Annotated in this window: 9 protein-coding genes; all 9 read left to right on the forward strand. The window is 44.7% G+C overall.

What is annotated here, in order from left to right; genetic code table 11:
• Positions 1-4 precede the first annotated feature (4 nt).
• Complete coding sequence (locus NST62_RS04305) at positions 5-1,939, forward strand: ABC transporter ATP-binding protein (RefSeq protein WP_342463168.1); 1,935 nt, start codon at positions 5-7, stop codon at positions 1,937-1,939.
• Positions 1,940-2,044: 105 nt separating this feature from the next.
• Positions 2,045-3,784 carry a 2-oxoacid:acceptor oxidoreductase subunit alpha gene (locus NST62_RS04310; RefSeq protein ID WP_141601035.1) on the forward strand — a complete coding sequence of 580 codons (1,740 nt, stop codon included), beginning with the start codon at positions 2,045-2,047 and terminating at the stop codon, positions 3,782-3,784.
• A complete protein-coding gene (locus NST62_RS04315; protein ID WP_342463169.1) occupies positions 3,784-4,650 on the forward strand; it encodes a 2-oxoacid:ferredoxin oxidoreductase subunit beta in 867 nt (288 codons plus the stop codon). The genes NST62_RS04310 and NST62_RS04315 overlap by 1 nt, the downstream gene beginning before the upstream one ends.
• 282 nt (positions 4,651-4,932) lie before the next feature.
• Positions 4,933-5,289: a hypothetical protein gene (locus NST62_RS04320; protein WP_141601033.1), complete on the forward strand. Its 357-nt coding sequence runs from the start codon at positions 4,933-4,935 to the stop codon at positions 5,287-5,289.
• A gap of 115 nt (positions 5,290-5,404) precedes the next feature.
• Positions 5,405-6,946 carry a tRNA (N6-isopentenyl adenosine(37)-C2)-methylthiotransferase MiaB gene (gene miaB / locus NST62_RS04325; RefSeq protein ID WP_141601032.1) on the forward strand — a complete coding sequence of 514 codons (1,542 nt, stop codon included), beginning with the start codon at positions 5,405-5,407 and terminating at the stop codon, positions 6,944-6,946.
• Complete coding sequence (locus tag NST62_RS04330; RefSeq protein WP_141601031.1) at positions 6,946-7,383, forward strand: YlbF family regulator; 438 nt, start codon at positions 6,946-6,948, stop codon at positions 7,381-7,383. The genes miaB and NST62_RS04330 overlap by 1 nt, the downstream gene beginning before the upstream one ends.
• Positions 7,384-7,681: 298 nt before the next feature.
• Positions 7,682-8,269: an outer spore coat protein CotE gene (gene cotE, locus NST62_RS04335; RefSeq protein ID WP_141601030.1), complete on the forward strand. Its 588-nt coding sequence runs from the start codon at positions 7,682-7,684 to the stop codon at positions 8,267-8,269.
• Between the two features lie 134 nt (positions 8,270-8,403).
• Positions 8,404-10,977, forward strand: coding sequence for a DNA mismatch repair protein MutS (mutS, locus tag NST62_RS04340; protein ID WP_141601029.1), 2,574 nt, complete (start codon positions 8,404-8,406; stop codon positions 10,975-10,977).
• Between the two features lie 12 nt (positions 10,978-10,989).
• Positions 10,990-12,882 (forward strand): DNA mismatch repair endonuclease MutL, encoded by a 1,893-nt coding sequence (gene mutL, locus NST62_RS04345; RefSeq protein WP_342463170.1) that lies wholly within the window; start codon positions 10,990-10,992, stop codon positions 12,880-12,882.
• The last annotated feature ends 30 nt before the right edge of the window (positions 12,883-12,912 follow it).

The raw sequence follows: 12,912 nt of genomic DNA on the forward strand, positions 1-12,912 counted from the left end.
TGGGATGAAACACCCGCTATTAGAAGTTGAAAACCTCTCCGTTTCATATCAAATGGAAAATAAACGGGTTCAGGTGGTAAGGGATCTCAGTTTTTCGATTGACAGGGGGGAAACATTGGCGATTGTGGGGGAATCGGGTTCCGGGAAAACGGCGACCGCTTTGTCCATCATCGGGCTGTTGCCGGATAACGGAAAAATCGACAAGGGAAAAATTTATTTTGATGGAAAACAATTGGCCGGACAAACAGAAAAAGAGTGGGTAGAGATCCGAGGGAAGAAAATTGCGATGATCATGCAAGATTCGATGAGCGCATTAAATCCGGTTTTGACGATTGGACGGCAAATGGAAGAAGTGTTTTTACTGAGAAGAAAAGAGAAAGTTAACAAAAAAAGGATTCGTCAGGAGTGCTTGTCTCTATTGGGCCTTGTCGGCGTGACAGAACCGGAGCTTAGACTGAATCAATATCCCCACGAACTGAGCGGAGGCATTCTGCAAAGGATCACGATTGCCATCGCTCTGGCGGGCAAACCGGATTTGCTTATTGCGGATGAACCGACAACGGCGCTGGACGGCATCATCAAAAAACAGATTTTATCATTGCTGGCCGACCTTCAAAAACAACTGAATTTATCCATTTTGCTAATTACCCATGACTTGGCCGAAACTGCCACACTGGCTGATAAAGTACTGGTCCTGTATGCCGGAAAGGCGGTGGAATACGGGAAGGCGGACCTTGTGCTGAAAGAACCGCAGCATCCATATACAAAATCATTATTGAAAGCGGTTCCGACCATGGATTTGGATAAAAACATCCCCTTGTTCGCTTTGAAAGGCCAGCCTCCGAAACCCGGCCATCTTCCTCCTGGCTGCGCCTTTCATCCGAGATGTCCCATTGCTGAGGAAAAATGCAAAAAGGATGATGCATTGAATGGTTTGAAGGAACCCGGTCCATATGGCCGGTATGTCTCTTGTATCCGTCCGAAGGAAGAAAGGAAGAAACTGCTTTCTGCAATAAAATTGAAGCCGGAAAGAAGCAGCAAAATCACAAATATTTTTTCGGGAGAGAATGGGGCGCCCATATTAGAAATTCATGATTTGAAAAAGCACTTTAAAGCGGGCAATTTCCTTTCAAGAAAAGTGATAAAAGCGGTGGATGGAATCAGCTTTACCGTAAACAGCGGACAAATTACCGCCATCGTGGGGGAAAGCGGCAGCGGTAAATCCACTTTGTGGAAAACCATTGTCGGTCTTCATCAAGCAACAGGAGGAGAAGTTTATTATTTGGGGAAAAAGTTAAAAACGATGAAAGACAAACGCGCATTCTATCAACAAGTAGGGTTCGTTTTTCAAAATGCAAGCGCCAGTTTTAATCCCCGGATGACCGTCGGCGAATCCATCCTGGAGCCGTTGCGTGCGGCAAAATGGAATCCTAAGGAACGGAATGGGCGTTTGGAAAGATTGTTTGAATTGGTCGGCCTGCCAATGGAAAAAAGGAACGCATATCCCAACGAGCTGAGCGGCGGTCAACAACAGAGGGCGGCGATTGCCCGCGCCCTTTCCGTCAATCCGAAAATCATGATCTTGGATGAGCCGGTTTCATCATTGGATGTGTCGATACAAGCGCAAATCATCAATTTATTAAAAGAATTGCAAGAAAAATTGCAAATAAGCATGCTTTTTATTTCCCATGATTTGCCGCTCGTCCGCTATTTTGCCGACCAGGTGCTTGTCATGCATCATGGAAAACTGGTGGAACGGGCAAAATGCGAAGAATTATTTGCCCATCCAACACATCCTTATTCCGAAAAATTAATCCGCGCATTCCTGCCTTCCGAGGAAAAAAATAAAACGGTACATCTCCTTTGCCATTCCAGCCATTCTGAAATGTCCGGGAAGTCGTTACAAAATCGTGAACGAACGCTTCCGTCAAAGGTCTGAAATTGAAAATAAATGACGATTTTTCGTATTTCATGCATTTCGATTCATGTTATATTTAAATAAGAAAAAGGTATGTAATGAAATGTTTTTTAAGGAGATGTTAAAATGTTACATCAGCTTTCATGGAAAGTCGGCGGGCAACAAGGGGAAGGTATTGAAAGCACAGGCGAAATTTTTGCGATGGCCATGAACCGTTTGGGTTACTACCTCTATGGCTATCGGCATTTCTCCTCGCGCATTAAAGGAGGACATACAAACAATAAAATCACTGTGCGTCCAACGCCTGTCCGCGCCATAGCGGATGATTTGGATATTTTGGTGGCGTTCGACCAGGAAACGATTGAAGTCAATTACAAGGAATTGACGGAAGATAGCATCATTTTGGCCGACAGCAAATTTGAACCGGTCAATCCGGAAGATTCCAAAGCTCCCCTATTTGCTGTTCCATTTACGGAAATCGCTTCCGAGCTCGGCACTTCATTAATGAAAAACATGGTAGCGATTGGTTCAACCGCTGCTTTATTGAACTTGCCGATTGAAAATTTCCAGGAAGTCGTGGATGAAATTTTTGGCCGCAAAGGGGAAGAAGTGGTCAAAAAGAATATGGAAGCGATTCGGCGGGGCTATGAAGCCACTTGTGAACTCATTGGCGATAAAGTTGGAAAATGGGAATTGGAGCCCGCGGACGGCAAACGCCGCCTCTTCATGATTGGCAATGATGCGGTCGCGTTGGGTGCGATTGCCGCCGGAGCGCGATTTATGGCAGCCTATCCAATTACGCCAGCTTCTGAAATTATGGAATATTTGATTAAAAAGCTTCCGAAGTTTGGTGGTACGGTCATCCAAACGGAAGACGAAATTTCCGCCTGCACAATGGCAATCGGCGCCAACTATGGCGGTGTCCGAGCCTTCACAGCTTCAGCGGGGCCGGGCTTATCCTTGATGATGGAATCCATCGGTCTATCCGGCATGACGGAACAGCCGCTTGTCATCGTGGATACACAGCGGGGCGGTCCATCAACGGGGCTTCCAACAAAACAGGAACAATCCGATTTGATGGCAATGCTTTACGGCACACATGGGGAAATTCCAAAAGTGGTGATTGCGCCTTCCACAATTGAAGAAGCCTTTTACGATACAATCCAGGCATTCAACATAGCGGAAGAATTGCAATTGCCTGTCATTGTCATGACGGACTTGCAATTGGCTCTAGGCAAGCAGACTGCAGAGCCTTTCGATTATTCAAAAATTGAAATCCGCCGGGGAAAATTGAATCTCGGGGAATTGCCTGAAAAAGATCCGAAAGAAGATTTCAAACGGTTCGAAGTGACGGAAGACGGCATTTCTCCTCGCGTTTTGCCGGGGCAACTCCACGGCATTCATAAAGTGACGGGAAATGAACACGATGAGACAGGAAAACCTGCGGAAGCGCCATTAAATCGCAAAGCCCAAATGGACAAGCGTTTGCGCAAATTGAATTATGTGAAATTCAAAGATCCGGTTTATGTGGATGCTCCGCATGAAGAAGCGGATGTATTAATCGTCGGCTTTAATTCCACAAGGGGTGCCATTGAAGAAATACGGCCGCAATTGGATGGAGAGGGAATCAAAACAAACCATGTGCATGTGCGCTTGATCCATCCATTCCCTGCAAATGAATTAAGACCTTTTGTCGACCGTGCGAAAAAAATCATCGTTGTGGAAAACAACGCGACAGGGCAATTGGCTAATATTTTAAAAATGAATATCGGAGCTCACGATAAAATATACAGCATCACAAAATATGACGGCACTCCATTCCTGCCCCGTGAGCTAAAAACTCGTGTAAAGGAGTTGCTTGACTGATGGCAACATTCAAAGATTTTCGCAACAACGTAAAACCGAACTGGTGCCCAGGATGCGGAGACTTCTCCGTTCAGGCCGCCATTCAGAGGGCGGCTGCCAATGTGGGCATCGAACCGCATGAGTTGGCAATCGTTTCAGGCATCGGCTGTTCAGGACGCATCAGCGGATATATCAATGCCTATGGATTCCATGGTACACACGGACGCGCATTGCCAATCGCCCAAGGATTAAAAATCGCCAACCGCAATTTGAACGTCATTGCAACCGGAGGCGACGGCGACGGTTATGCAATAGGCATGGCCCATACCGTTCATGCCATCCGCCGGAATATTGATATCACTTATATTGTCATGGATAACCAAATTTACGGCTTGACAAAAGGGCAAACTTCGCCGCGTTCAGCATACGGCTTCGTGACAAAATCGACACCATACGGCTCCAAAGAGCCTTCCATCAAGCCGGTCGAACTCGCATTATCCGCAGGGGCGACTTTTGTGGCCCAAGGATTCTCATCTGATATCAAAGAATTGACTGCGATTATCGAAGCGGGAATCCAACATAAAGGATTCGCTTTCATCAACGTCTTCAGCCCTTGCGTCACATACAATAAAATCAATACGTATGAATGGTTTAAAGAACACTTGACAAAATTAAGCGATATTGAGGGCTATGATCCTCGAAACAGGGATCTTGCGATGCAAACAGCGATGGAAAAAGACGGGCTTGTGACTGGAATCGTATATCAGGATCCTGAATCTGTGCCATATGAAGAACGGATTGAAGGTTTCTCTGAAAAACCGCTTGTGGAAGCGGATTTGACAATCAGCGAAACACAATTTAACGAGCTGGTGAAAGAATTTATGTGATATAAGGAAATGAATGGTGATTATATTTTGGTAAAATAAAGCAAAGGCAATTGCAAGTACCATCCGACGGAAGTGCTGCATTCCGGCAGTTCTTTTGTTGATGGTACTTCATTATTTTTATGGCATGAACAAAATTTCCTAGGAAATTCTTTTTGCATGAATCAACCGATTTTTTTTATTTTCATTTGAAATTCTTTTTCTAAAAGCTAAAAAAAGGGTAATATGGATGATAGCAAGAACGGAAATTGAATAAAATTCGGTAAAGAAATCGAGGTCTTTCCATTGGACAATATCATTGATTTCATTTCCTTAAAAAAGAAAAAACAAGAGGAACAAATGTTGAAGCTGTTCCGCAAAGCAAATTCTTTTCAAAATCGCGAACAAATTGATAAGCTTGTAGATGATAAAAAACTGACAGTAGAAGACCATAAAAACTTTCTCGCTTTCTTGGGGTTTTTAAATGAAAAAGGCATTGAACCGACCGGGCTCTTCAAATCGGTATTGAAAATGTCAAAACATCGCTTCGAACAGCAATATGCGGTGAATTGGCATGCCGTTGTCGAATATTGCATGATTTTTTTAGCGATTTTAAAAGAAAAGGATCAGCGACAATATGACCTTTTTTTATCGGAACGATAAATATGTCAAAAAGTGCATATTGTATGATTCTTATTGTCCTGGCGATCAAGTTTTCGTTATAATATTAAAATGGGATTCCTCTTTGAATCCAGGAGAAAGGAGTTATTCATAATCAATGAACGAAGAACAACGTTTAGCGAATAATCAGGCGGTCCAGCCAAAGCCGCAAAAAACCGAAAAAGATTACAGCAAATATTTTGAACGGGTCATTACCGCTCCTTCTTTAAAAGAAGCGAAAAAACGCGGGAAAGAAGAAGTGAAATATTATAAAGATTTCACCATTCCGGAAGAACTTGAAGGAATGGGGAAAGGGCGCAAATTTTATATTCGCACATATGGTTGCCAAATGAATGAACACGATTCTGAAGTAATGGCCGGCATCTTTATGCAGCTCGGTTATGAACCGACGGAAACGGTCGAAGATGCGGATGTCGTGCTTTTAAATACATGTGCCATTCGGGAAAATGCGGAGAATAAAGTGTTTGGCGAACTCGGGTTGCTTGCAAAATATAAACGCGAAAAGCCAGACATGCTTCTTGGCGTATGCGGATGCATGTCCCAGGAAGAATCCGTTGTCAATAAAATTTTGACACAATATCAACATGTCGACATGGTGTTTGGCACCCATAACATACACCGCTTGCCATATCTCTTAAAAGATGCGTACATGTCCAAAGAAATGGTCATAGAAGTTTGGTCAAAAGAGGGGGACGTGATTGAAAACCTTCCGAAGGCCCGTCATGGCTCCATCAAAGCGTTTGTGAACATTATGTACGGCTGCGATAAATTCTGCACATACTGCATCGTTCCATATACGCGCGGAAAAGAGCGCAGCCGCAGACCGGAAGAGATTATCCGGGAAGTAAGGGAACTTGCGGCCAAAGGCTATAAAGAAGTAATGCTTCTTGGCCAGAACGTAAATGCATACGGAAAAGATTTCACGGATATCGACTATCGCCTCGGCGATTTATTGGATGAACTGCGCAAAATTGATATTCCGCGCATCCGTTTTACAACGAGCCACCCTCGCGACTTTGACGATCATTTAATCGAAGTCCTTGCAAAAGGCGGAAACTTGGTGGAACACATTCATTTGCCGGTTCAATCCGGATCCAATGAAATTTTAAAAATCATGGCCCGCAAATATACGCGCGAGCAGTTCTTGGAGCTCGTCCGGAAAATTAAAGCGGCCATTCCGAATGTGGCATTGACAACGGACATCATCGTCGGTTATCCGAATGAAACGGAAGAACAGTTCCAGGAAACACTTGATTTATATCGTGAAGTGGGCTTTGAATCCGCCTTCACATACATCTATTCGCCGCGCGAAGGAACACCGGCGGCAAAAATGAAAGACAACGTGCCATTGGAAGTGAAAAAAGACCGTTTATATCGCCTAAACCAGCTGGTGGAAGAATTTTCTCGGGAGGCGTTGAAAAAATACGAAAACCAAATTGTCGAAGTGCTTGTTGAAGGGGAAAGCAAAAAGCGCAGCGATGTATTGGCCGGCTACACGAGAAGAAATAAACTTGTGAACTTTGTAGGGCCAAAAGAATTGATTGGCCAATTGGTAAAAGTAAAAATTACGAAAGCGAGCTCATACTCTTTGCGCGGTGAATTTGTGGAAGTAGTAAAACGAGATGAGGTGGAAGTATAATGGCAACCAAACTTTATACAAGAGATGAAATTGTGGAAAAAGCGAAAGAAATTGCCCATATGATCGCCCAAACGGAAGAAGTGGAATTTTTCAAAAAAGCCGAAGCGCAAATCAATGAAAACCAATTTGTCCGTGAAAAAATCGCCAGTTTAAGATCGCTCCAGAAGCAAGCGGTGAACTTCCAACATTTAGGTAAAGAAAAAGCGTTAAAACTGGTTGAGAAAAAAATTGAAGAGATTGAAAAAGAGATCGATGAAATTCCGGTTGTCCAACAATTTAAACAATCCCAGCTGGAAGTTAATGAATTGCTGCAGCTGGTTTCCAATGCCATTGCAACGACGGTCACTAACGATATTATTGAATCAACCGGAGGCAATCTGTTGACGGGCGAAACCGGTTCAAAAGTCAAAAATTCAAGCCCCGGAAGCTGCTCTTGATGAAAGCTACGAGGAAAATCAGGCAATGATTTTCCAGTAGCTTTTTCTTTTCGTTCATAACATTTTACAGGAAATGAAGCCCTCATTTCCGTTTCCTTTGGGGGATAAAAAATTGCCGCAAACCGTAACACTTTTTCGGCTCCTTTAATACTATATGTTTGTTAGGCGAATGCACTATTGAAAACTGGGAGATTCACCGGCCGGCATTGACAAATTTCGTTGAAAACAAAATTGATATTTCACCAATTGGGCATTAGCCGCATACAATAGTGCGACGAGATGTAAAGGAGGAAAAAGTGTGAAACGTTTGCGTCAAATCGTGACAAAAGCGGTGATCGCAAAGGGGAAAAAACGTACGGAATCCAGTGAAATGCTTCGTCCGCCGAACACGCCGACAAGCATTCTGGGATGCTGGGTGATCAACCATCACTATTCCGCGAAAAAAGTCGGAAAATATGTAGAGGTTTCCGGCAAATTCGATGTAAACGTATGGTATGCTTACAATAACCATTCCAAAACGGCTGTTTACACTGAAACGATTCCATATAAAGACAGAATCAAATTGCATTACCGCGATGAAGAGATTATCAATGATTCAAATGAAGTGCACGTGAAAGTGCTGCAGCAGCCGAACTGCATCGAAGCGATCATCAATCAAAGAGGCGACTGCTTCAACATCGTCATCGAACGCGAATTTTTGGTTGAAGTGATTGGTGAAACAAAAGTTGTCGTTTCTGTACATCCGATTGAATTTGAAGAAGAATGGAATTTCGACGATGACGATGATGAAGATGAATCATCCAGCTCATCATCCTCTTCAAGCTTATCAGAAGAATTCGATTATAAAAATAAAAAATCCGCCGACGACTCCTCTTCATTTCAATAATCTTCACTGAGAGCACCATCAAAGGACCAAAAGGATGGTGCTCTAATGTTTAGAAAAAGCTTCCGTTCACGGTTATCGCAATAATTTTTGCCGTGTTATAATACTTTTTAGAGAATTTTAAGCGGGGGAAAACCATGACTACATATACACCAATGATGCAACAATATTTGGCAATAAAAGCGGAATATGAAGACGCCTTTCTCTTTTTCCGGTTAGGCGATTTTTATGAAATGTTTTTTGATGATGCCATTAAAGCGTCGCAAATACTGGAAATTACATTGACAGGACGTGATGCGGGTGGTGATGAACGGGTGCCGATGTGCGGCGTTCCGTATCACTCCGCCCAAAGCTATATTGAAACCTTGGTATCCAAAGGGTATAAAGTGGCGATTTGCGAGCAGGTGGAAGACCCGAAGCAGGCGAAAGGCGTTGTCAAGCGCGAAGTGATTCAGGTCATCACCCCTGGGACGCTGGTGGAAGGAAAAACGATCGATAATAAATCCAATATTTTCATCGGCTGTGCCGAACGGTTATCCGAACAGGAGTTTGCTTTTGCTTATTTGGATGTTTCCACGGGGGAAGCAAACTCCTTCCTGATTGAGGGCGGCACGAAGGGGCTGTTCCAGCAGCTGCAAGCGTACAATATCCGGGAGCTCGTGGTGACGGAGGAGTTAAAACTGCTTCTTCAGGATCAGGCGGCCAATCTGGGCATCGTGTTGTCCATTGAAAATGAGGAAATGGGTGAGGAGAAAGCAGGCAAATATTTAATTCATTTGCCAAAAAAATGTTATGGCGCTGCGAAATATTTGCTGCAATACATTGAGCGGACGCAAATGCGTTCCTTATCCCATATCCAGCCTTTTACATATACCGAAGCGAAGCAATATTTGCAAATCGATGCCAATTCCAAACGTAATTTGGAATTGCTGCAATCCATCCGGGGCAAAGACCAGAAAGGGACGCTATTATGGATTTTGGATGAAACGGTTACGGCGATGGGCGGAAGAAAACTCAAGCAGTGGCTTCATCAGCCTCTCGCAAACCGGACCTTGATTGAAGAAAGATTGGATATTGTGACGGATTTAATCGACGATTTTTTCTTGCGGGACGAGTTGCGGGAGTTGTTAAAACAGGTTTACGATTTGGAGCGCCTTGCAGGCCGGGTTGCTTTTGGCAACGCGGGAGGAAGGGACTTGGCGCAGCTGCGCGAATCATTGAGACAAGTTCCTGCCATTAAAGAAAAACTCATTGAAAGCAATAAAGAAACACTGGTGACGCTTGCGAACAAAATGGATGCATGCGAAGATATCGAACAATTGCTTTCCAAGGCCATCACCGACCAGCCTCCCGTGGCCATCAAAGACGGGGACGTCATCCGGGAAGGATACAGCAAGGAACTGGATGAATTGCGTTATATCGCTCGGAACGGAAAAGATTGGATTGCCCAGCTGGAACAAAAAGAGCGTGAACGGACAGGCATAAAAAATTTGAAAATCGGCTTCAACCGCGTTTTCGGCTATTATATTGAAGTGACAAAATCCAATCTTTCCAATGTGGATTATAACCGATATCATCGGAAGCAGACCCTTGCCAATGCAGAGCGTTTCATTACGGAAGAACTGAAAGAAAAAGAAACGCAAATTCTTCACGCGGAGGAGCAAAGTTTGGCCCTTGAATATGAACTGTTTGTGGAATTAAGGGAACAATTGAAGGCCTATATTCCACGCGTGCAGCAGCTTGCTTCGCTGATCAGCGAATTGGACGTGTACTTAAGCTTTGCGGCAGTATCCGAAAAATATCATTTCACAAGGCCGAAATTCCATGATGGAAAAGGCATCAAAATCATCGCCGGAAGACATCCGGTCGTCGAAAAAATGTTGAATAAACAAGGGTATGTACCGAATGATTGCGTATTGACGGAAGAGAAAAATATGATGCTCATTACCGGGCCGAACATGTCTGGGAAAAGTACTTATATGCGGCAAGTGGCGCTCATTGTCATCATGGCGCAAATGGGCTGCTACGTACCTTGCGACGAAGCGGAATTGCCGATTACCGACCAAATTTTCACTCGGATTGGAGCAGCGGACGATTTGGCATCCGGACAATCCACGTTCATGGTGGAAATGCTTGAAAGCCAGAACGCCATTACCAATGCGACGGAAAGAAGTTTGTTATTGTTCGACGAAATTGGACGGGGCACATCCACATACGATGGTATGGCCCTTGCCCAGGCGATGATGGAATATATCCATGACCATATCGGAGCGAACACCCTTTTCTCCACCCATTACCATGAACTGACGGCATTGGAAGAAGAGCTCGGACGCCTGCAGAATGTCCATGTGAGCGCAATAGAGAAAAATGGCAATGTGGTGTTCCTGCATAAAGTTAAAAAAGGCGCGGCGGACAAGAGCTACGGTGTCCATGTCGCGAAACTGGCCGACATGCCGCAGGAAATCATCGACAGGGCGCAAAGGCTGCTCGAACAATTCGAATCCCAGCAATTGGACCATCCGATGCCCCGGAAGAAGGAAGAAGCTCTTCAGCTTTCTTTGTTTGAAGAAGAACCGAAACCGGAGAAAAATGAGCTGGAATCAAATGAAAAAGAAGTTCTGGAACGGTTGCAAAGCGCCGATATCGTTTCGATGACGCCGATCGAAGCCATGAATCTATTATATCGATTGCAGCAATCGTTAAAAAAATAGGGAGGGATACCGATGGGCAAAATCCGGATCATGGATGAATGGCTGTCCAATAAAATCGCGGCTGGAGAAGTGGTGGAAAGGCCGGCATCCGTTGTGAAAGAGCTTGTGGAAAATGCCATAGACGCCGGAAGCACCTCCATTGAAGTTTTTCTTGAAGAAGCCGGGCTTTCCTCCATCCAGGTGATCGACAACGGAAGCGGCATGGATGAAACCGATGCCCAATTATGCTTTTCACGCCACGCGACATCGAAAATATCCAAGGAACAGGATTTATTCCGCATCCGCACCCTGGGATTCCGCGGGGAAGCTTTGGCGTCCATCGCCGCGGTCTCCAAACTGAAACTGGTGACTTCCGACGGGGAATCGGGCATTGAATTGGAGCTGGAAGGAGGAACCATTGTTTCCAAAAAGCCCGGCCCCCTCAGAAAAGGGACGGAAATTACCGTTTCCCAATTGTTTTACAATACACCGGCAAGGCTGAAGTATTTAAAAACCATCCAAACGGAACTTGGGCATTCCATCGATTTAATGAACCGCCTCGCCCTTGGTTATCCAAATATTTCCTTCAAACTTGTCCATAACGGAAGCACCATCCTTCAAACGAATGGCAGGGGGAACGTCCAACAAGTGCTGGCCGCCATTTATGGGGTGCAGAATGCGAAAAAAATGATTCCTTTCCGCGGCGAAACAAAAGATTATACAATCCATGGCTATGCGACGCTGCCGGAAGTGACGAGGGCATCGAAAAACTACATTTCCATTTTTGTCAATGGACGATGGGTAAAACATTATGTCATCCAAAAAACCATCATTGATGCATACCATACTTTTCTGCCCATCGAGCGGTATCCCATCGTGGTCTTGTACATTGAAGGCGACCCTTATTTGACGGACGTCAATGTGCATCCCGCAAAACTGCAAATCCGTCTCAGCAAAGAGGAAGATTTGCTGCCGCTGATTGAAAACACCATCCGAAATGCCATCAGGGAGCACATGAATGTTCCATTGGCCCAGAAAAAAGAAAAGAAGGCGCGGCCATACAGCGAACAGATGAATATTTGGAAGCAGCCGTCCATCGATGGAACCAAATTCCATTCCATCGTGGAGCGCTTGACCGGAGAAGCGTCCGTCGTAAATGAAAGCACCGCGGCAGAGATGAAAGGGGATCCCGCTACAGAGGTACAAACAGAGGAATGGACATACCAAAAAGACGAAGATGCCAGGGATAATGGGGATGAAGAAATAAAGGATATGGCAGCCAAAAATGGATTGGATGAGCCTCTAACTTCGGAAGGGCGGATTGATCAACAGAAGAAGGAGCCCTTCCCTGACCTCGAAGTGGTCGGCCAAATACACGGCACATATATCGTGGCACAAATGGAAGACGGGTTTTATTTAATCGATCAGCATGCCGCCCAGGAACGGATCAAATATGAATATTTTAAAGAAAAAGTGGGGGAAGTGGATCCGAATGAGCGGCAATCGCTGCTTTTGCCGTTAACGTTCCATTACTCCCAGGATGAAGCATATATTTTAAAAGAAAACCGGAAGGCGCTCGAAGAAGTGGGGGTTTTTCTTGAAGATTTCGGCCCGTCTTCATTTGTCGTAAGGGAGCATCCGACATGGTTTCCAAAAGGATTCGAACAGGAAATCATCGAAGAATTAATTGAGCAAGTTTTGAAAACGAGAAAAACCGATGTGAAAAAACTGAGGGAAGAAGCCGCCATCATGATGAGCTGCAAGCGTTCCATCAAAGCGAACCAGTATTTGACAAAAGAGCAGATGGAAGCGCTCATTGGGGACCTGCGCAAAGCGGAAAACCCGTTTACATGCCCCCATGGCCGCCCCGTGATGATTCATTTCTCTTCTTACGAAATCGAAAAAATGTTTAAAAGGGTCATGTAAGAGGAAGAGGCATACTTGGAAAAGGGGAGA

Origin of the sequence: Ureibacillus sp. FSL K6-8385, assembly GCF_038593155.1 — a bacterium.
In the GTDB taxonomy this organism is placed as follows: domain Bacteria; phylum Bacillota; class Bacilli; order Bacillales_A; family Planococcaceae; genus Ureibacillus; species Ureibacillus terrenus.

Excerpts from the sequence above, each read along its gene's own strand:
- miaB (WP_141601032.1), top strand. The coding sequence starts at position 5,405 with ATGAACGAAGAACAACGTTTAGCGAATAATCAGGCGGTCCAGCCAAAG.
- mutS (WP_141601029.1), top strand. The coding sequence starts at position 8,404 with ATGACTACATATACACCAATGATGCAACAATATTTGGCAATAAAAGCG.
- NST62_RS04310 (WP_141601035.1), top strand. The coding sequence starts at position 2,045 with ATGTTACATCAGCTTTCATGGAAAGTCGGCGGGCAACAAGGGGAAGGT.
- NST62_RS04315 (WP_342463169.1), top strand. The coding sequence starts at position 3,784 with ATGGCAACATTCAAAGATTTTCGCAACAACGTAAAACCGAACTGGTGC.
- NST62_RS04305 (WP_342463168.1), top strand. The coding sequence starts at position 5 with ATGAAACACCCGCTATTAGAAGTTGAAAACCTCTCCGTTTCATATCAA.
- NST62_RS04330 (WP_141601031.1), top strand. The coding sequence starts at position 6,946 with ATGGCAACCAAACTTTATACAAGAGATGAAATTGTGGAAAAAGCGAAA.
- mutL (WP_342463170.1), top strand. The coding sequence starts at position 10,990 with ATGGGCAAAATCCGGATCATGGATGAATGGCTGTCCAATAAAATCGCG.